This is a genomic window from Dorea sp. OM07-5 (assembly GCF_003481355.1).
Lineage (GTDB): Bacteria > Bacillota > Clostridia > Lachnospirales > Lachnospiraceae > Dorea_D > Dorea_D hominis.
Genome location: NZ_QUKZ01000002.1, coordinates 240,649 through 259,475 on the forward strand (window position 1 = coordinate 240,649; position 18,827 = coordinate 259,475).

The 18,827-nt window shown below is 40.7% G+C and carries 18 protein-coding genes, 1 tRNA gene and 1 other annotated feature; of the genes, 2 read left to right on the plus strand and 17 right to left on the minus strand.

The features are described from left to right. Positions 1-113 precede the first annotated feature (113 nt). Positions 114-362 (minus strand) — a binding site (T-box leader). Positions 363-443: 81 nt separating this feature from the next. Next, entirely contained in the window at positions 444-1,829 is a 1,386-nt protein-coding gene (locus tag DXC04_RS03005) for an alanine/glycine:cation symporter family protein (RefSeq protein WP_118287840.1), read from the minus strand. A 638-nt stretch (positions 1,830-2,467) separates the two neighbouring features. Here DXC04_RS03005 and DXC04_RS03010 point away from each other — a divergent pair. Next, positions 2,468-3,001, plus strand: coding sequence for an ECF transporter S component (locus DXC04_RS03010; RefSeq protein ID WP_118287839.1), 534 nt, complete (start codon positions 2,468-2,470; stop codon positions 2,999-3,001). Between the two features lie 161 nt (positions 3,002-3,162). Here the strand turns inward: DXC04_RS03010 and DXC04_RS15475 are convergent, their stop codons facing one another. The 12 genes from DXC04_RS15475 to cls all read right to left on the minus strand — a co-directional run bounded on the left by DXC04_RS15475 (position 3,163) and on the right by cls (position 14,196). Continuing rightward, entirely contained in the window at positions 3,163-3,339 is a 177-nt protein-coding gene (locus tag DXC04_RS15475) for a hypothetical protein (protein WP_021861046.1), read from the minus strand. 70 nt (positions 3,340-3,409) lie between these two features. After that, entirely contained in the window at positions 3,410-3,700 is a 291-nt protein-coding gene (locus DXC04_RS03015) for a helix-turn-helix domain-containing protein (protein WP_021861047.1), read from the minus strand. A 27-nt stretch (positions 3,701-3,727) separates the two neighbouring features. Further along, positions 3,728-3,919, minus strand: a complete 192-nt coding sequence (locus tag DXC04_RS16155; protein ID WP_243059749.1) for a type II toxin-antitoxin system RelE/ParE family toxin — start codon at positions 3,917-3,919, stop codon at positions 3,728-3,730. Positions 3,920-4,305: 386 nt separating this feature from the next. Continuing rightward, entirely contained in the window at positions 4,306-5,232 is a 927-nt protein-coding gene (gene metA / locus DXC04_RS03025) for a homoserine O-acetyltransferase MetA (protein WP_118287838.1), read from the minus strand. A gap of 14 nt (positions 5,233-5,246) precedes the next feature. Then, positions 5,247-6,695, minus strand: a complete 1,449-nt coding sequence (locus tag DXC04_RS03030; protein WP_226976316.1) for an AI-2E family transporter — start codon at positions 6,693-6,695, stop codon at positions 5,247-5,249. Between the two features lie 170 nt (positions 6,696-6,865). Next, positions 6,866-7,186 carry a DUF1540 domain-containing protein gene (locus tag DXC04_RS03035; protein ID WP_118659833.1) on the minus strand — a complete coding sequence of 107 codons (321 nt, stop codon included), beginning with the start codon at positions 7,184-7,186 and terminating at the stop codon, positions 6,866-6,868. A gap of 87 nt (positions 7,187-7,273) precedes the next feature. Further along, complete coding sequence (thrS, locus tag DXC04_RS03040; protein ID WP_118659835.1) at positions 7,274-9,199, minus strand: threonine--tRNA ligase; 1,926 nt, start codon at positions 9,197-9,199, stop codon at positions 7,274-7,276. A 402-nt stretch (positions 9,200-9,601) separates the two neighbouring features. Then, positions 9,602-10,345, minus strand: a complete 744-nt coding sequence (locus tag DXC04_RS03045; RefSeq protein WP_243112085.1) for a YdcF family protein — start codon at positions 10,343-10,345, stop codon at positions 9,602-9,604. Then, positions 10,330-10,836, minus strand: a complete 507-nt coding sequence (locus DXC04_RS03050) for an SEC-C metal-binding domain-containing protein (RefSeq protein WP_021861054.1) — start codon at positions 10,834-10,836, stop codon at positions 10,330-10,332. The genes DXC04_RS03045 and DXC04_RS03050 overlap by 16 nt, the downstream gene beginning before the upstream one ends. 39 nt (positions 10,837-10,875) lie before the next feature. Continuing rightward, positions 10,876-11,037 carry a hypothetical protein gene (locus DXC04_RS15480; protein WP_158549884.1) on the minus strand — a complete coding sequence of 54 codons (162 nt, stop codon included), beginning with the start codon at positions 11,035-11,037 and terminating at the stop codon, positions 10,876-10,878. Positions 11,038-11,212: 175 nt separating this feature from the next. Beyond that, positions 11,213-12,493 carry an adenylosuccinate synthase gene (locus DXC04_RS03055; protein WP_118659837.1) on the minus strand — a complete coding sequence of 427 codons (1,281 nt, stop codon included), beginning with the start codon at positions 12,491-12,493 and terminating at the stop codon, positions 11,213-11,215. Positions 12,494-12,633: 140 nt separating this feature from the next. Next, the gene (gene cls / locus DXC04_RS03060; RefSeq protein WP_118659839.1) at positions 12,634-14,196 is read right to left on the minus strand and encodes a cardiolipin synthase; all 1,563 of its coding nucleotides are present in this window, start codon (positions 14,194-14,196) and stop codon (positions 12,634-12,636) included. A gap of 173 nt (positions 14,197-14,369) precedes the next feature. Between cls and DXC04_RS03065 the strand changes: the two genes are divergently transcribed. After that, the gene (locus DXC04_RS03065; RefSeq protein ID WP_199692517.1) at positions 14,370-14,714 is read left to right on the plus strand and encodes a hypothetical protein; all 345 of its coding nucleotides are present in this window, start codon (positions 14,370-14,372) and stop codon (positions 14,712-14,714) included. Positions 14,715-14,890: 176 nt separating this feature from the next. On the opposite strand, the gene pdxR is transcribed toward DXC04_RS03065, so the two are convergent. The 4 genes from pdxR to sigH all read right to left on the minus strand — a co-directional run bounded on the left by pdxR (position 14,891) and on the right by sigH (position 18,826). Further along, a complete protein-coding gene (gene pdxR / locus DXC04_RS03070; protein ID WP_118659841.1) occupies positions 14,891-16,291 on the minus strand; it encodes a MocR-like pyridoxine biosynthesis transcription factor PdxR in 1,401 nt (466 codons plus the stop codon). A gap of 5 nt (positions 16,292-16,296) precedes the next feature. Beyond that, positions 16,297-17,964: a glutamine--tRNA ligase/YqeY domain fusion protein gene (locus DXC04_RS03075; RefSeq protein WP_118659843.1), complete on the minus strand. Its 1,668-nt coding sequence runs from the start codon at positions 17,962-17,964 to the stop codon at positions 16,297-16,299. Positions 17,965-18,086: 122 nt separating this feature from the next. Next, positions 18,087-18,159, minus strand: a tRNA-Thr gene (locus DXC04_RS03080). A gap of 52 nt (positions 18,160-18,211) precedes the next feature. Continuing rightward, positions 18,212-18,826, minus strand: coding sequence for an RNA polymerase sporulation sigma factor SigH (sigH, locus tag DXC04_RS03085; protein WP_021861061.1), 615 nt, complete (start codon positions 18,824-18,826; stop codon positions 18,212-18,214). Position 18,827 lies beyond the last annotated feature (1 nt).

Consider the following 18,827-nt stretch of genomic DNA (forward strand, 5'->3'; position numbering starts at 1 on the left):
CTCCTTTTTCTGTGTTTATTGATTTTTGTTTCCTGTTAGGAGAGAAAAATGATCGGGACCGACTGACAGATAAGGAAGTCTTATAAAATAAGAAAACCGCCTCAAACCTATCGGTTTGAGACGGTAATATTATTCTGAAATATTATCGCGGTACCACTCAACTTGACGAATCGTCCACTTTTCTCATGTACTAACATACACTCCTGATTGATAACGGGTTCGGTTCCCGACAAGCCCTACTCTCAAAGATTTCAGACTGCCCTCGAAAGGCCATTCAATTATCCATTCCATACGATGTTCCACCACCCATCGCTCTCTGTAATGTCATCAGATAATCTACTACTCTTTCTCAACGGTTTTGCTTATCTACAATCACTACTTTACTTCATTAAAGTATATTTGTCAAGAACAACTTTGATTAATTTTGTAACTCAAATTTTTAACTAATCTTTAATAACCGGAATTGGTGTGTCATCTTTTGCGTCGAGATCGTTGATGTATTTCTTCGTTTCACTGACGATAACATTTGACAACAACAATACTGCCACAAGGTTTGGTATCGCCATCAGCGCATTCAATGTATCTGCGATCAGCCATACAAGATCCAGCGCTACAACCGGTGCGATAACTGCAACTGCCACATACAGGCAACGATACAGTAATAATACTTTTTTGCCGGCAAAATATTCTACACAGCGTTCTCCGTAATATGCCCATCCAAGAACAGTAGAATATGCAAATGAAATAATACCAAGTGTCAGAATGATCGGTCCAAGAACCGGAATCTGACCAAATGCAAGAGATGTCAAGACACCACCATCCGGGATCTCATCTGCATTAATCGATGGGTTCTTCATAATTGTTGTTACAAGTACAAGACCTGTCATTGCACATACAACAACAGTATCCCAGAATGTTCCTGTAGAAGATACCAGAGCCTGACGGACCGGATTCCTTGTCTGTGCTGCCGCTGCTGCGATCGGCGCAGATCCAAGACCGGATTCATTGGAGAAAAGCCCTCTTGCTACACCAAACCGGAGTGCCATCATAATTCCGCTTCCTACCAGACCACCTGCTGCTGCGCCTGGTGTAAATGCAAGCCGACATATGACTCCAAGTGCTGGAATTATGTAATCATAATTCATACAGAGAATCACGATACATCCCAGTACATAGAAAATTGCCATAAATGGAACAAGCTTCTCACATACATTTGCAATCGCTTTGATTCCACCGAAAATAACAATTGCTGTTAATATTGCAACTACCACACCTACCAGCCATCTTGGAATGTGGAAGTTTGTATAGCAGACTGTTGCAATTGCGTTCACCTGCGTTGCACATCCGATACCGAATGAAGCAAATCCTCCGAAAATAGCAAACAGAAGACCTAACCACTTCATATTCAATCCACGCTCCAACGCATACATAGCACCACCCTGCATACGTCCATCGTCTGTCTTTACACGATACTTCACCGCGATCAGTGACTCTGCATATTTTGTTGCGATTCCAAAAACGCCGGTAAGCCAGATCCAGAGAACTGCCCCCGGTCCACCAAGAGCGATTGCTGTTCCTACACCTATAATATTACCAGTTCCGATTGTTGCCGCCAGAGCAGTCGTAAGCGCACCAAACTGTGATACTTCTCCTTCTGCTTCCGGATCCTTTGTTACAGATAACTTGATTCCTTTTGTTACGGACTTCCACTGGATGAATCCTGTCCGGAAAGTCATATAAAGATGAGTTCCAAACAAGAGTATGATCATCGGCCAGCCCCATACAACACCATTAATTGCGGTAACGACAGAATTAATTGCTTCTAACATAATGTGCCCCCTTTTCATGAATTCTCTGTCCTTAAGTTACTGTACATGTACTTTCTATACCGGTTATTTAGTTATTGAATACATTTTAACCGAACTTATTGAACACATCAATAATTGTTATATAATTATCGAACAATTCGGCATTTTATCTAATATTTTTAGAAAATCTTTTTTCAAATAAGTTGTCCTTGCATGTATTCGTCAATACACACTGGTATGTTTTATCCGCTGATTAGCGTTCGAGGATGCACTTGCATAAGTGCGTGTATTTTCCTCTTTGCCATAACAAAAAGACTCCGGGGAAATTCCATCCTTGGAGTCTAATTTTCGCACAACTTGTATTCATTAAACCAATTGACAAAATTATACTACCATATTTGGAATTTGCATGCAAGTATTTTTTGTATATTATATGTTTTAAATATTCCATATATGACTACAATTTAAGAAAAAAGAAGACAGCCAAAGTAGTTTTATTTCCTGTCAATGTCAGTCTGTAAAACAAGGGTTTCCAAACTGATAAATATTATCGCTCTCCAAACTGGCATGGTTATTTTTGCAATAACTGGTTCTTTATTTCAATCCAGTTTCGTTGTAAAGTTTCTACAACAAAACAAAAGAAATGAGGTCTGATAGTTATGAATTCAAATCTGAAAAAAATTGTTATGACAGCTTTATTTGCTGCTTTATCGTGTGTAGCAACCATGTCGATTCACATTCCTACTCCTGGAACCGGCGGATATATCCATCCGGGTGATGCAGTTGTGATTCTCTCCGGTGTGATCCTTGGTCCGGTATACGGACTCCTTGCCGGCGGTATCGGTTCTGCAATGGCTGATTTGATTGGCGGATATTTTATCTATGTACCGATTACATTTGTGATCAAAGGTCTGGTTGCTCTTGTAGCAGGACTGATTTACCAGAAACTTGGACATTCTTCCAAGACAAGATTTACAGCCGTTATCCTTGGCGGAGTTGCTGATATTGTACTTGTTGCCGGCGGCTACTGCCTCTGCGAGATTTTCCTTTATGGTGTATCTGGTGCACTTGCAAGTGTTCCTGCCAACATCATCCAGGGTATCGGAGGACTGGTCATTTCCGCAATCTTATATCCGGCTCTGATCGCTATCCCGGACGTAAGACAGCTTGCCGGGGAACGCGCTCATTCCTAAGTGACATTATCATTTTTGTTCAGATATTTGCCCCTCATAAAAGAACCAGCACATGAAATCATGCGCTGGTTCTTTTTAACTACTTATGTATGTTTTCTTCTTAGACGTTTATATTATATTTTAAACTTTTCACCTTATATTTATAAGATGATTTTGAGTTCTTAACAATTCGGATGAATCTTAAGTTGTTTTTTCTGTCCTTGCACAAGAACGACCTTTTTTGCTGAATCTGCCGACGCAGTTATGCAAGTTCGTCCAGATGCAAGACCTCCCACAACCAATGCAGAGAGCATGACAAGCAGGCAGCTTTGTACGACTTTTCTTTTTGATCTTTTCATTTTTCTTCTCCTTTTTCTACCGAAAATCCGGTGTTCATAACATAATATATCTCCCAATATATTAATCAAATTACTGCTTTTTTACAATCTTTAACTCATATCCTAATGCATTTAATAAATTATTAAATGCCGTTATAGTAGGAACTGTTTCCTTGCGTTCTATCTTTGAAATTGTCTGTTGTCTTTTACCGGATAATTTTGCTAATTCTTTTTGTGTTATATTTTCTTCCTTTCTCAGCATAATCATTTTTTCTATTAATTCATACTCCGCACGAGATTCATCCCATGCTTCTCTAAATTCACTGTCATCCTTTCTTTTTTCTTCAATTTCTTTTTTTATATTTGCTTGTATGAATGGCATATCTTTCACTCCTCTTTTTCTATATTTTTATATAAATTTCTTTCCCAATGCCTTTCCCAATTCTTTTGCTCTCTTTTTTATTATTTTTGAATCTCCCTTTTCCGTTTTGTTTTTTTGCTTTCTGCATGCATGTAATAAATAAATATTGTCACCGTCTGGGATAATATAAAATATGCGATTGTGTTTGTAAAAATATACTTCGTATATTTTTTCTCCCATCTTTTAATATTCAGTTTCTCGAATTCTCCATTCTCCATTTTTTCTCTGACACTATATCCATCAACCATTTCAGGGATTGTCAAAGAATCAATATATTCTTTAATTACATTCCTTCCAGAAGAAGTTTCATAATCATGTAGTATCATAATTACATATTCTCCTTTCTTCTTTTATATTACGCATAATACATCATATATGTTGTATTCATCAATGTAAAACATCTGTTTATATTATTTTTGCATTAAAAAAGGAATGCCTTAATTGGCATTCCCATTTTTTAACAATTTTTCTATTTTTGTACACCTTTTCTACACCATTTTCGTAACAAATCATACTAAATTATAATAAATTATGTGATATATAGGATACTCGTAATCCCCGTAAAATCAACGAAAATCCGGTGTTCCGATCATATCGTACGGCGTTGCCTGATATACGTAATAATTCAACCAGTTTGTATACAGGTTATTCGCAGTCGCTCTCCACTTAAGGAGCGGTGTCTTATCCGGATCATCATCCGGATAATAATTCTTCGGCATTGCAATCTCCAGGCCTTTGGAAAGATCACGTTTGTATTCGCCATCCAGAGTTACCCGGTCATATTCCGGATGTCCCATTACGAAAATCTGTCTGCCGTCATTTGCCATAGCAAGGAAAAGTCCAACTTCATCGGACTCAGCAAGCACAGTAATTCGCTCGTCATCCCTTACTGCATCCATCGGCACTTCTGTATGTCTGGAATGTGGTGCAAGGAAACAGTCATCAAATCCACGGACAAGTGGAATCTTACGGTTGAGTACTTTATGCCAGAATAATCCAAAAGCTTTCTCCGGCAACGGCTTCTTATCAATTCCGAAATGATAATACATACCTGCCTGCGCACCCCAGCACAGATGCAGTGTTGAGGTAACATGCGTCTTTGTCCATTCCATGATCTGCTTTAATTCTTCCCAATAATCTACTTCCTCAAATGGGATCTGCTCTACAGGAGCTCCCGTAATGATAAATCCGTCAAATCTCTCATCCCGAATCTCGCCAAAACGATTATAAAACTGGTTTAAATGACTGGTCGGTGTATTCTTTGCTTCATGACTGGATACCATAACAAACGTTACATCCACCTGCAACGGTGTATTGGACAGCGACCGGAGGATCTGAAGCTCCGTATCCTCCTTAAGCGGCATCAGATTCAGAAGTCCGATCTTGATCGGACGGATATCCTGATGCATCGCACGGTGTTCATCCATTACAAATATGTTTTCACTCTCTAAGATCTCCTTTACCGGGAGATCATTCTGCACACGAATCGGCATAATTAAATTCCCCTTTATTTGTTATCTTTTTTATGATTCTCTTCCTGATCATCCTTTTTCTTTGGTCTAATTTTTGCATCAAAGGTTTCCATATGACCAAAATGCTCCATATGTACTGCGGAATGTTCCGGATACTTATATTCCTGCGTCGCATGCACATGCTCCTGTGAAGAATGTACATACTGTCCTGCATTGTCTACATAACTGTACTGATCGTAAGCTTCCGTATTTTTAGGAAGCATTTTTTGTTCCAGCTTGCTGCTTACAAGCATCTGAACAATGTAATAGATCACAGCAAATGTCGGCACTCCCATAAGCATACCCGGGAATCCGAACAAACCTCCCCCGAGAAGAATTGCAACGATTACCCAGAATGCAGACAATCCTGTGGAATTTCCAAGGATCTTCGGTCCTAATATATTACCGTCAAACTGTTGCAATACCAGTATAAATATCAGGAAATACAGTCCTTTTATCGGACTATCCAGCATGATCAGGATTGCACTCGGAACAGCTCCAATGTACGGTCCAAAGAACGGGATGACATTCGTCACACCGACGATCACACTTACTAATAACGTATATGGCATATTTAAAATTGACAATCCAAAGAAACACAGTACTCCAATAATTGCAGAATCAATGATCTTTCCAATAATAAATCCACCAAATATCTCATTACTTTTCGTTGTCAGATGCAGGAGCAGATTAGCATGTCTTATTGGCAATACTGCATAAACAATCTTCTTGCACTGTTTTGCAAACAGTTCCTTACTGAATAAAATGTAGATGGATACAATCACTCCGATCAGGAAGTTCACAACTTCACCAAGAAAATTGAGCACTCCGACTGTCAGATTCGACATCAGTTCATTGACCTTTCCAAGAAGGTCGTTGCGCAGCCAGTTCTGAAGCATTGTTGTTCCCTGCTCAATCGCTGTCTTTACAATGGAACCGGTTGTAGAATCATCCATTTTGATATTATTCAGTGATGACACCATATGGTTGAGCTGTCCCGGTAATGTATAGATCATATCACGGATACTAACATATAATTCCGGTATCAGTAGGTTGCATAAAGCAGATATCAATGCGCCCAATATAATCAGCGATGTAAACACACCGACAGATCTGGAAATATTCTGTGCTCTTCCCGGTTTTGTAACCTTTTTCTCTAATACAGGGATCAGCCTCTTGTCTACTCTTTTGACGATTGGGTTCAGCAGATATGCGATCACGGCTCCATAAATAATCGGTTTCAATACGTCGTATACCTTCCACAGCACGTTAAAAATATGCCGGAAACGCAACAGTGCAAAATAAAATGCAAGCGATGCCGCTATCACAAGAAAATATGTCATTCCTCTGTTAAACTGCTGTCTGATTTTCGAAGGACCATTTCCGCCAAGTCTTGGTTTTGAATTGTAATATGTTTCCCGTTCTTTCTTTTCATTTTCACTCATATAATTATTCCTCTTCTTTGCACAAATGCACATAAAATAATTATACTCTCCGATCTTTTATGCGTCAACTAAAAAGGCTTAATAGTAAGCAATCAACGGCACAAAAGAAAACTCCCGGAGATCTCTCTCCGGGAGTTTCCATTGTGCTATGAGAGGCACGCTTATTTTTCTTATCTGCAGCTGCAATCAAATGTTGCACATTCTGTCTGCCCACATGTGCAGGCGTTTCCGCCTTCCACGCTGATCTTACCAGCCTGACAGGAACAGTTGTTATTATACTTACATTCTGTTGCCTGGCAGTCTACCTGGCTGACCAGAGATGCCTGTTTTCCTGTGCTGTTTGAATATCCATCTTTACGTTCTTCAAAACTGTCGCAACAAGTGTCCTTCGGTGCAACTGCGGCGTCTCCGCCCACTGTGATCTTGTCAAGATCACAGCAGTAATTCTGATTATGCTTACATGTCTGTACGGTACACTTTAATTCCGGCATATTATACCCTCCTTTTCTATCCTGTTACCAGATCAAAGTTAGTATATCCGGAAATAAAATTTTTAATCGTTTGATATTATAAAAGCTTTAATCTTCTTTTTCGACCTCGCGGATTGTTTTTGTATCGATCTCTTCTTTCAAAGCATTCATAAATGCTGTCAGATCTTTCTGTCCTTCGTCACCTGCAAAACGACTTCTTACAGATACTACACCTGCTTCTTCCTCTTTTGCTCCCACAACAAGCATATATGGAATCTTCTGCATCTGTGCTTCACGGATCTTGTATCCAATCTTCTCTGCTCTGGAATCAATTTCTGAGCGGATACCTGCATTGTATAATGTATCCTGTACTTTCTGTGCATAATCCATGTATTTATCAGAAATCGGAAGTACTTTAACCTGTACCGGTGCAAGCCATGTCGGGAATGCTCCTGCAAAATGCTCGATCAAGATACCAATAAATCTTTCGATAGAACCAAATGCAACTCTGTGGATCATGATTGGACGATGTTTCTCTCCGTCAGCTCCTGTATATTCCAACTCGAATCTCTGTGGAAGCTGCATATCAAGCTGGATCGTTCCGCACTGCCATGTTCTTCCGATAGAATCTGTCAAATGGAAATCAATCTTCGGTCCATAGAATGCTCCATCCCCTTCATTTACAACATAATCCAGTCCAAGATCGTCTAATGCTCCTCTTAAACCTTCCGTTGCAAGTTCCCAATCTTCATCGCTTCCCATACTGTTGTCCGGACGGGTAGATAACTCTACGTGATATTTGAATCCGAACAGGCTGTATACTTCGTCGATCAGTGCTGCAACACCTTTGATCTCATCACGGATCTGTTCCGGCATCATAAAGATGTGCGCATCATCCTGTGTAAAGCAGCGTACACGCATCAGTCCGTGAAGCTGACCGGATTTTTCATGACGGTGTACCAGTCCAAGTTCACCGACACGGAGCGGAAGATCTTTATAAGAACGAGGCTCTGCTTTATAAACAAGCATTCCACCCGGACAGTTCATTGGTTTGATTGCAAAGTCTTCATCATCGATCACGGTTGTATACATATTTTCTTTATAGTGATCCCAGTGTCCGGATGTCTCCCACAGATGTCTGCTTAAGATGATCGGTGTGGAAACTTCCTGATAACCACAGCGTTTATGCAGTTCTCTCCAGTAATCGAGCAATGTATTCTTTAATACCATTCCCTTTGGAAGGAAGAACGGGAATCCAGGTCCTTCTTCACACATCATAAAAAGTCCGAGCTCTTTTCCGAGTTTTCTATGATCACGTTTCTTCGCTTCTTCCATCATATGCAGGTATTCATCTAACTGTGCTTTCTTCGGATAAGCAACACCATAGATTCTTGTCAGCATCTTATTCTTCTCATCTCCACGCCAGTAAGCACCTGCAAGGCTTGTCAGCTTAAATGCTTTTACTGTCTTGGTAGACATCAGATGTGGTCCTGCACAGAGATCTGTAAATTCTCCCTGTTTGTAAAAGCTGATTTCTGCTCCTTCCGGAAGGTCTTCAATCAGTTCTACTTTATATGGTTCCTCCTTTTCTTTGAAAAATGCAATTGCCTCTTCTCTTGATTTTGTAAATCTTTCCAGAGGAAGTGCTTCTTTTACGATTTTTTTCATTTCTTTCTCGATTTTTTCAAGATCTTCTGCTGTAAATGCAGTCTCACGATCCAGATCATAGTAAAAACCATTAGCAATAGAAGGTCCGATTGCCAGTTTTGTCTCTGGATACAGACGTTTTACAGCTTGTGCCATAATATGTGCTGCTGTATGATTAAATGCACCATTTCCGTCTTCTGAATCAAAAGTAAGAATTTCCAGTTCGCAGTCTTTGTCAAGTACAGTACGAAGATCTACAATATCTCCGTCTACTTTTGCAGATGTTGCTACTCTTGCAAGACCTTCGCTGATTGATTTTGCAACATCAAGAACGGACATTGCCTGTTCAAATTCCATAACAGATCCATCTTTTAATGTGATTTTCATAATGTTTTTTCTCCTTTTATTTTATTATTTCGCTTTTTATTCGCTGGTAAGGGGTTAAATAGAATGTGCGAGTACACATCCTGCCGGAGGCTTTTAAAATAATAGGAAATGCGGTTTTCTATTATTAAAAAAATCCCTTACAGCAATCACTGTAAGGGACGAGTTCTCTCGCGGTTCCACCCTGTTTGAAACGATCATACTTGTATATTAAAAATATCTCTGATCGAAACCACTTCATTCATGATGATAACGGAATCACCGGGCTGTTTTGCAGCCACTCCGAGGTAGTCTTCAGAAGGTTCCAAAATAAGAAGCTTGCAGCCGGTGACTTCTCTCTCTGCTATTCCTTTCCCAACTTACTCGTCTCATCTACGCATTTGGCATATGTTTTTCATATATGATTTATATTATATCACTGTCTTTTTCTTTGTCAAGCCAGAACTTCCACATCGCCGGAACCTCACGCATCATATAATTCAAAAAGAGACTTCCTTTACATCCGGCAGAGATCGGATACACATGTGGATATCCGAGTCTATTTGCAAGAGCACATGACCTGTGTAAATGGAAATTATTTGTCACAATTCCAACCGTTACGATCTCCGGTGTAAATAATGCTTTGGAAAATCTTAAATTCTCTCTTGTCGTTGTCGATGCCGCTTCCTTTAAAATCCGTTCTTTCTCAATGCCATGCTCCCACAGATAGATCTCCATCGCTTCTGCTTCTGTAATATCTTCGCCCTTTCCCTGACCTCCGGAGACGATGACTTTAGTCATCGGATGTGATTTCAGATATTGCTCCGCTTTTCTGATTCTGCGTTCCAGTGAATCACTTGGTACCCTGCCATTCACATGCGCACCTAATATGATCAGATAGTCACATGCATCATTTTCTTTAACAAACATCGTATACAGAATCGGTATACAGGTCAGTATGATCAATACACAGATTGCCAATATTGCCAGCATCATTACATGTGGCAGACGTCCTCTCCATTCCAGATAGGAAAAAGCCAGTAACAGGATTCCTGCTACTGGCCAGACTCTTGCAAATGTTGAATTCCATCGCCCGGTTGCCAGTCGAATCACTCCATAATAGACCAGGCACAAAACTGCGAGCATTGGCAATATTATTTTCCACAACATTTCTTATACTTCTTTCCTGAACCGCACGGGCACGGATCGTTACGTCCGATTTTCTTGCCTTTGCGGATTGTTGTAGACTCTTTCTGCTCTTTGTATAACTTTTTCAGTTCAGACTCAGAAAAAATCTCTTTCCACTGTGGAAGTTCATACAGCCAGTCAGCTCTCGCTGCAACCATGTTTTTGTAAAGCTTTTCCTTGTCAAATACAAGATTCACAACGGTATCTTCGTCCATTGTATCGATTGGGTTTGGCACAACCAAACTCTCGTCAATACCATCCAGAAATCCTACCATTGTCATGACATCCTGTCCATATCTCTCAGCCAGCTCTTTTACAGTTCCTCTGACTTCTTCATCCGGATTAGAAAGAAGCTTTTCATAAATCTCCTTCTCAATCTGGAAATAGCTTCCCCAGAAGTTCTGAAGCTGTCCTCTGTCAGCAGTCTCATCATAAGCGATGTCTTTCCACTGTTCTAATAATGTACGACTCATATCTATGTTACTCCTTCTTATGTTTCTAGTTCATTTCTCTTATATATACATCTCGGCGAACGCCCATGCAACATTCACAGGAATGGTAGCTTCCATCTTGCTACTGTTCTCAGGGGCATTCTTTTTCTGTCTTTTTCTCTTGTCTAAATACTCTTCCATCGATATCACTTCCTGATATTCTGAAGTAGTTTTCTGATTCATAAGTATACCTCCTTCTCGGTCATTCTTACTCCCGCCTTACTATTATATTCACAGATTGCTCTGTATATGACGTAATCTTAGCGGCAAAATCATCTTATCAGCAGAATGTGTACATCCTGTGGCAGATTTCTAAAGATAAAATAACACTTTTCTTAAGAGGTATTAAGAATCTTAATTATTTATTACGATAAATAATGTCTTCTCTTCCAGGTCCGTTTGATACCATTGTGATCGGATAACCAATCTGTTCTTCTACGAACTCGATATACTTACGGCAGTTTTCCGGAAGGTCTTCATATTTCTTGATTCCACGGATATCACAGTTCCATCCCGGCAGTGTCTTAAATACCGGTTTTGCTTTCTCAAGAAGATGTGTCGGCGGGAAGTCTGTTGTAACTTCACCGTCAATCTCATATCCTACGCATACCGGAATCTCTTCCAGGTATCCAAGGACATCCAATACTGTAAATGCAACATCTGTTGTTCCCTGCATACGACATCCATATTTGGAAGCTACACAGTCAAACCATCCCATACGTCTCGGACGTCCGGTTGTTGCTCCGAACTCGCCACCGTCTCCGCCGCGGCGTCTTAACTCGTCTGCTTCTTCTCCGAAGATCTCACTTACAAATGCACCTGCTCCAACTGCACTGGAGTATGCTTTGCATACTGTCACGATCTTCTGGATCTCATACGGTGGAATACCTGCTCCGATTGCTCCATATCCAGCCAGTGTGGAAGAAGAAGTAACCATTGGATAAATTCCGTGATCCGGATCCTTCAGAGAACCTAACTGTCCTTCTAACAGAATGTTCTTTCCTTCTTTTAATGCATTGTGCAGGAACAAGGATGTATCACATACAAACGGCTCAACTTTTGCTTTGTACTCCATCAGCTCTTCATAGAGATCATCCGGATTGATCAGCGGTTTGTGATACAGATGCTCCAGAAGAACATTCTTCTGCTCTGCAACTCTTACTACTTTTTCTTTTAATAATTCATCATCAAATAACTCGCTTACCTGGAAACCGATTTTTGCATACTTATCTGAATAGAACGGTGCAATTCCGGACTTTGTAGATCCGAAGGACTTGCCTCCGAGTCTCTCTTCTTCATATGCATCAAAATCTTTGTGGTAAGACATTACCATCTGCGCTCTGTCAGATACAAGAATCTTCGGCATCGGAACATTTCTGTCAACGATAGACTGTACTTCCTTGAAAAGTACCGGAATATCTAATGCAACACCATTTCCGATGATACTTGTTGTATGATCATAAAATACCCCTGACGGTAATGTATGAAGGGCAAATTTTCCATAATTATTAATGATTGTATGTCCTGCATTGGCTCCACCCTGGAAACGTACGATAATGTCAGCTTCCTCAGCAAGCATATCTGTAATCTTTCCTTTACCTTCGTCTCCCCAGTTAGCACCTACGACTGCTTTAACCATATCAATTCCTCCTGTGTTATTATCACATATCATTCTTCATTCGAGTGTCCTAAGACACCATTCGTTATTATACTATATTTCCGTGTTTCTGTAAAACGAATTTTGTACATTTTCACTGTTTTTCCACGTTTTTTTTATTTTTACATAAGCGGCGCTACAAGTTTTAATACCTGTCCGACAATCTTGGTCAGCAGTGACCGATTCTTTACTTCCATCAGCGTCACTTTATGACATTTCTCCAGTGTTTCCTGAAAATCACGTTCAATTCTGTCAATTTCTGAATTATTGTAAATAAAGGCTCCGCATTCAAAATGCAGATATAGGCTCCGGTAATCCAGATTGATCGTACCTACACTTGCCGTATCATCGTCTGCCACAAATACCTTTGCATGAACAAACCCCGGCTCGTATTCATAAATCCGGACACCGCCTTCTATCAGCTCTTTGTAATATGTCTTGGCCACAGCAAAAGCATACCACTTATCCGGAATATGTGGCATGATGATACTGACCTCCACGCCACTTTTTGCCACACGCGTCAACGTCGTAATCATCTCGTTATCCAATATCAGATACGGGGTCATAATATGTACATATTTTCTCGCATGGTTCAGAATATGGAAATAAACCTCTTCGCCTACATTTTCATCATCATACGGACTGTCTGCATAAGGAATTATATAGCCGTATTCCCGGTGCAATTCCCGGCGTTTTGGTGTCAGATAGCGATGATAGTTTTCTGAATATCGCTCATCTACGTTCCACATCTCCAGAAACATCATTGTAAAGCTCTGCACCGCATCCCCCTTTAACATGATTGCTGTATCTTTCCAATGGCCGAACCGTTCTTTCCGGTTAATGTACTCATCTCCAATGTTGATTCCTCCTGTAAATGCTGTTTTTCCGTCTATAACACAGATTTTCCGGTGATCTCTGTTATTCTGTGTTGTAGACAGAAACGGCTTTACTGCATTTGCCATTTTACACTGGATTCCATAGTGTTTTAATTTCTCCGGATAATCATACGGAAGCATGGAAATCGCACACATTCCGTCATACATAAAACGAACTTCCACACCTTCTCTTACTTTCTGGATCAATATCTCCAGAATCTGATCCAACATGTATCCTTCTTCGACAATAAAATATTCCATAAAAATAAATTTTCGTGCTTTCTTAAGCTCCGCAAGCAGGCAACGGAATTTGTCTTCCCCCAATGGGAAATAACGGACCTGCGTATTCCGGTATGTCGGAAAGTTCAGCTGGTTTGAAAGATAATGCGACAGCCTTGCATTCGCTGATCGGCTTGCCCATAGTGCATCTACTGTATCTTTATCCTGCACCATATACTGGGACATCTCTGTTTTGAGTGTACTAAGTCTGTGCTTCAGAAACCGTGTCCCCACCTGCAGCTTCACATAAATATAAAACAACGTTCCTACAACCGGAAACGTGATAATGCACAAAATCCATGTCATCTTAAATGCCGGATTGCCCTCCGAATTAATTACGTAAATGATTACTATCACTCGCAGGCAAAGCATGATTCCGCTGATTGCTGTCGAATATGCCTGCAGCCGGAATGTAGTCATCGAAAAGACTCCGATCTGCATGAGAATCAGAAGGAGCATAATACCGGTACGACTGAAAACAATACGAAATAATCCTTTTTTTGCTGTTTTTTTTGGTTCATGTTTCTTCATAAACTAACTACTAATCTCCTCTTTTACTACACCTTCTCCAAAAAATATATTTTACAGTGTATCACAATTTTGTCAAGTTTTATAGTATTTTTATAACTCTATCCCTTTCTTTTTCTTCTGAAAAGTATTACAATACATCTATTAGAACAACACGACGAAAGGAGTATTTACTTATGAATAAATTATGGAAACGTTTATTCGGACTCGCTGCGATCGGCAGTGCTGCCGCAGGTATTTTCTATTACTTTAAGAAGGCAAAAGCTGACGACGAGGACGATTTTGACGATGATCTCGACGATATCTTTGAAAATGAAAGCTTTGATCTGGACAATGATCTGAAGCCGGTCTCTGACAGAGGTTATGTACCACTTACACCAAAGACTGACAGCGAAGAAGATACTGACTCTGATGAGGATAACTCCTCTGATGACAGTACTGAAGCTGATATAACAGAAAACGCTGACACTTCCAGCGAAGGAAATGAAACAGAAAATGCTGATCCGGACAAAGAAGAATAGGAATAAATTTTCAAATCAGCATTCATTTAATAATAAACACAGATTTTATTAAATGAGCAAAAGGGCATTACACAAATTCTAAATTTGTATAACGCCCTTTATTTTATGCCTGTGCTCTATATGCTCACATCCTGTTCATTTCTGCTATGGCAGTATCTGACAGCCGCTGATGCTTTTTATAACTCTCTCCAGCACTGGTTCAGAATGTTTACTGCTTCTTTGATATCTTCTTCAGACATATTCGCATATCCAAGAAGAATTGTCGCCGGCTCTTCTGTAGTTTCGATACGGTACTGGGACATTCCGTACACGCGGACGCCGGCTTCCTTTGCCTTCCGGATCAGAAATTCTTCTGATGTACCATCCTTGAAATTAAGTAACAGATGCACACCTGCATGTTCCCCGGAGATCCTGCATCTGCCAAGTAGTGGCTTTAATGCCTCAATCAGCACGTCATGCCGGTTCTTATATAACGCTCGCGTCTTGTTCAGATGGCGCTCATAATATCCTTCTTCAATGAATTTCTGCACGATCAGTTGATCCACCTTCGATACGGTAGAATTAATGAACCGGTAATTTTCCCTGTATTTTTTTAAAAGCGGTACCGGCAGAACCATATAGCTCAGTCGGATCGCCGGTGCGATCGACTTTGAAAATGTTCCCAGATAAATAACTTTCTCATCGGAATCATATCCCTGTAATGCCGGAATCGGTTTCCCTTTATACCGGAACTCACTGTCATAATCATCTTCAATAATGAAACGTCCTTCCTTTTCATTTGCCCATCGCAATAATTCCAGACGGCGTTTCAACGGCATGACAATCCCTGTCGGATACTGATGAGACGGCGTTACATAAGCAATATCAGCATTTTTCATTTTCAAAGCATCCACACGCAGACCATTTTTATCTACCGGAGCAGGCACTGTCTCGTATCCCAGACCGGAAAGTACGTGGTATGCCTGTTTATAAGTCGGATCTTCAAAAGCAATCCGGTGATTCTTTCCTAAAATGATACTTAACAACATCAGAATATAATCACTTCCGGCTCCGATCAGAATTTGCTCCGGCGTACAATGCACTCCCCGCGCCTGATACAGGTAATTACAGATTGCATTGCGGAATCCATATTCTCCCTGCGAATCCCCGCTTCGGAATAATTCTGTCCGATCATCAATCAATATATCTTTGGAAAGCTTTCTCCAGACATTATACGGAAAACTCTTAAGATCTACACCATTTGGTGTAAAATCAAACCGATATTTTTCTTGTTTTTCTTGTTTTTCTTCCACAACTGCAGGCTTTGCTGCCGACAACTGATACAATTCTTCAATCTGTGCTACAAAATAACCGCGGCACGGTTCTGATTCCAGATAACCTTCGGACAATAACTGTTCATAGGCTAGTTCAATCGTGCTGCGGCTGACTTCCAGATGTCTGGACAGCGCTCTCGTAGAAGGAAGCTTCTCCCCATAGGAGAGCTTCCCTCTGCGGATCTCTGTTTTAATATGTTCGTAGATCTGCTCATAAAGCGGAACCTTACTGTGTGTTTTTAGATCAATCGTTAATTCATTCATATCCTTTATTTTGGAAGTTTAAACGAACTCTTCAGTGAAACAATCCGGTTAAATACGAGCTGCTCCGGTGTAGAATCTTTGGAATCTACGCAGAAGTAACCATTTCTTACAAACTGAAAACTGTCAGACGGACCTGCCTCAGCGAAGCTGTCCTCTACATAACATTCCTTGCGGATCTCCAGTGAGTTCGGATTTAAATTAAGAGAGCCATCTTCTTTGTTATATACACCCTTCTCTTCATCGATCAGATTCTCATAGAGACGGATCTCTGCCTGTTTCGCAAGAGGTGCATATACCCAGTGGATCGTTCCTTTCACTTTTCTTCCTGTAAATCCGGTTCCACACTTCGTCTCCGGATCATAAGTTGCATGTACAACTGTTACATTGCCATCCTCATCCGTCTCATAACTTGTACAAGTCACAAAATATGCATGCATCAGGCGTACTTCATTGCCAGGGAACAAACGGAAATATTTCTTCGGAGGCTCGATCATAAAATCGTTACGCTCAATATATAATTCTCTTCCGAATGGAACTTTACGCATGCCAAGCTCCGGATTCTCCAGATTATTCTCAACATCCAGATATTCTACTTCTCCTTCCGGATAGTTGTCGATCACTAATTTGATCGGATCTAACACTGCCATCATACGTGGTTTCTTCATCTTCAGATCTTCACGGATGCAGTACTCAAGCATTGCATAATCTACAGAGCTCTGGGATTTGGAAACGCCACATAATTCTACGAACTTACGGATAGATTCCGGCGTAAATCCACGTCTGCGCAGAGCTGCAATAGAAACAAGTCTCGGGTCATCCCATCCATCTACGATTCCATCCATAACAAGCTTCTTGATGTAACGTTTTCCCGTTACAACATTTGTCAGGTATAATTTGGAAAATTCGATCTGTCTCGGTGCCGGATCAAACTCACATTCCTTTACAACCCAGTCATATAACGGTCTGTGATCTTCAAACTCCAGTGTGCAGATGGAGTGAGTGATCTTCTCAATCGCATCTTCGATCGGGTGTGCAAAATCATACATCGGATAAATGCACCACTTATCTCCTGTATTGTGGTGTGTCATATGTGCCACACGGTAAATAACCGGATCACGCATGTTGATATTCGGTGATGTCATATCGATCTTCGCACGGAGAACACGTTTTCCGTCTTCAATCTTACCTGCACGCATCTCTTCAAATAACTGTAAGTTCTCTTCTACGGAGCGATCTCTGTACGGGCTATTCTTTCCCGGTTCTGTCAGCGTTCCACGGTATTCACGGATCTCTTCCGCACTCAGGTCGCAGACATATGCTCTGCCTTTTTTAATCAGCTTGATCGCGCATTCATACATTGTATCAAAATAATCGGATGCGAAATAGAGATGGTTTCCCCAGTCAGCACCTAACCACTTTACATCTTCTTTGATGGACTCTACAAATTCCATGTCCTCTTTCATCGGGTTCGTATCGTCAAAACGAAGGTGGAATGTTCCTCCATACTCCTTTGCCAGACCGGAATTTAAAATGATGGATTTAGCATGTCCGATATGAAGGTATCCGTTCGGTTCCGGTGGAAAACGGGTACATACTTCCTGGTAAACGCCCTCTTTCAGATCTTTATCTATCTCTTGTTCTATAAAATTCTTAGAAACTGTCTCTTCTCCCATGTTCTTCCTCCTAGTGATTATTCTGCCCCTTATCTTACCATAAAACATATGGACGAACAAGGTTTAAAACAAAAGAAAACCTCTGAAAGCCATGACTTCCAGAGGTCTTTATCTTTTGTACAAGCTGCCTAGCGGAATCGAACCGCCGACCTCCGCCTTACCAAGGCGACGCTCTACCGACTGAGCCAAGGCAGCACGCATATGTGCTATGCAACGTTAATACTATACAACACATACGCTATATTTGTCAATATGATTTTTCGTCACTCTTTAAGATTTTTTCGGTCTTATTTTTGATGCGCTGCAGTGCATTATCAATCGTTTTCGGGCTCTTATCCAAAAGCTTTGCAATCGTCTTATAGTCTGTTCCCCGAAGGTGCAGATACAATACTCTGCTTTCCAGATCACTGAGTGCTTCTTCCAGACGGCTCTCAATAAGAGTCGCATATTCCTGGCTGATAAGCAGCTCTTCCGGATTGTTCTGACCTTCCGCTTCTACTGTTTCGATCAACGGATTCTGGTCATCCGCACCGGTCTCATACAGAGAAATGTAAGAATTTAACGGGCTGTGTTTTTTTCTTCTGGATGCCGTTATTGCTGAATACAACTGTCTTGTAATACATAATTTTGCGAAACTGTAAAAGGATGAATTCTGATCCGGTGCATAGTCACGAACAGCCTTAAACAGACCGATCATCCCTTCCTGAATCAGGTCATCTGTCTCACCGCCGAGAAGATACATTGCATTGGCTTCTTTGCGGACAAGATTTTTGTATTTTTCCATAAGAAAATCAATGATCTCTTTCTCACCGCCGCGCAGCTTCTCAATCAGCAGTTCATCTGTCATCTTCTCATATTTCATG

Excerpts from the sequence above, each read along its gene's own strand:
- DXC04_RS16155 (WP_243059749.1), bottom strand. The coding sequence starts at position 3,919 with ATGGGAGAAAAAATATACGAAGTATATTTTTACAAACACAATCGCATA.
- DXC04_RS03065 (WP_199692517.1), top strand. The coding sequence starts at position 14,370 with ATGAATAAATTATGGAAACGTTTATTCGGACTCGCTGCGATCGGCAGT.
- DXC04_RS03045 (WP_243112085.1), bottom strand. The coding sequence starts at position 10,345 with ATGTTGTGGAAAATAATATTGCCAATGCTCGCAGTTTTGTGCCTGGTC.
- cls (WP_118659839.1), bottom strand. The coding sequence starts at position 14,196 with ATGAAGAAACATGAACCAAAAAAAACAGCAAAAAAAGGATTATTTCGT.
- DXC04_RS03075 (WP_118659843.1), bottom strand. The coding sequence starts at position 17,964 with ATGGGAGAAGAGACAGTTTCTAAGAATTTTATAGAACAAGAGATAGAT.
- pdxR (WP_118659841.1), bottom strand. The coding sequence starts at position 16,291 with ATGAATGAATTAACGATTGATCTAAAAACACACAGTAAGGTTCCGCTT.
- DXC04_RS03030 (WP_226976316.1), bottom strand. The coding sequence starts at position 6,695 with ATGAGTGAAAATGAAAAGAAAGAACGGGAAACATATTACAATTCAAAA.
- DXC04_RS03050 (WP_021861054.1), bottom strand. The coding sequence starts at position 10,836 with ATGAGTCGTACATTATTAGAACAGTGGAAAGACATCGCTTATGATGAG.
- DXC04_RS03035 (WP_118659833.1), bottom strand. The coding sequence starts at position 7,186 with ATGCCGGAATTAAAGTGTACCGTACAGACATGTAAGCATAATCAGAAT.
- DXC04_RS03015 (WP_021861047.1), bottom strand. The coding sequence starts at position 3,700 with ATGCCATTCATACAAGCAAATATAAAAAAAGAAATTGAAGAAAAAAGA.
- DXC04_RS03005 (WP_118287840.1), bottom strand. The coding sequence starts at position 1,829 with ATGTTAGAAGCAATTAATTCTGTCGTTACCGCAATTAATGGTGTTGTA.
- DXC04_RS03055 (WP_118659837.1), bottom strand. The coding sequence starts at position 12,493 with ATGGTTAAAGCAGTCGTAGGTGCTAACTGGGGAGACGAAGGTAAAGGA.
- DXC04_RS03010 (WP_118287839.1), top strand. The coding sequence starts at position 2,468 with ATGAATTCAAATCTGAAAAAAATTGTTATGACAGCTTTATTTGCTGCT.
- sigH (WP_021861061.1), bottom strand. The coding sequence starts at position 18,826 with ATGAAATATGAGAAGATGACAGATGAACTGCTGATTGAGAAGCTGCGC.
- metA (WP_118287838.1), bottom strand. The coding sequence starts at position 5,232 with ATGCCGATTCGTGTGCAGAATGATCTCCCGGTAAAGGAGATCTTAGAG.
- DXC04_RS15480 (WP_158549884.1), bottom strand. The coding sequence starts at position 11,037 with ATGAATCAGAAAACTACTTCAGAATATCAGGAAGTGATATCGATGGAA.
- thrS (WP_118659835.1), bottom strand. The coding sequence starts at position 9,199 with ATGAAAATCACATTAAAAGATGGATCTGTTATGGAATTTGAACAGGCA.
- DXC04_RS15475 (WP_021861046.1), bottom strand. The coding sequence starts at position 3,339 with ATGAAAAGATCAAAAAGAAAAGTCGTACAAAGCTGCCTGCTTGTCATG.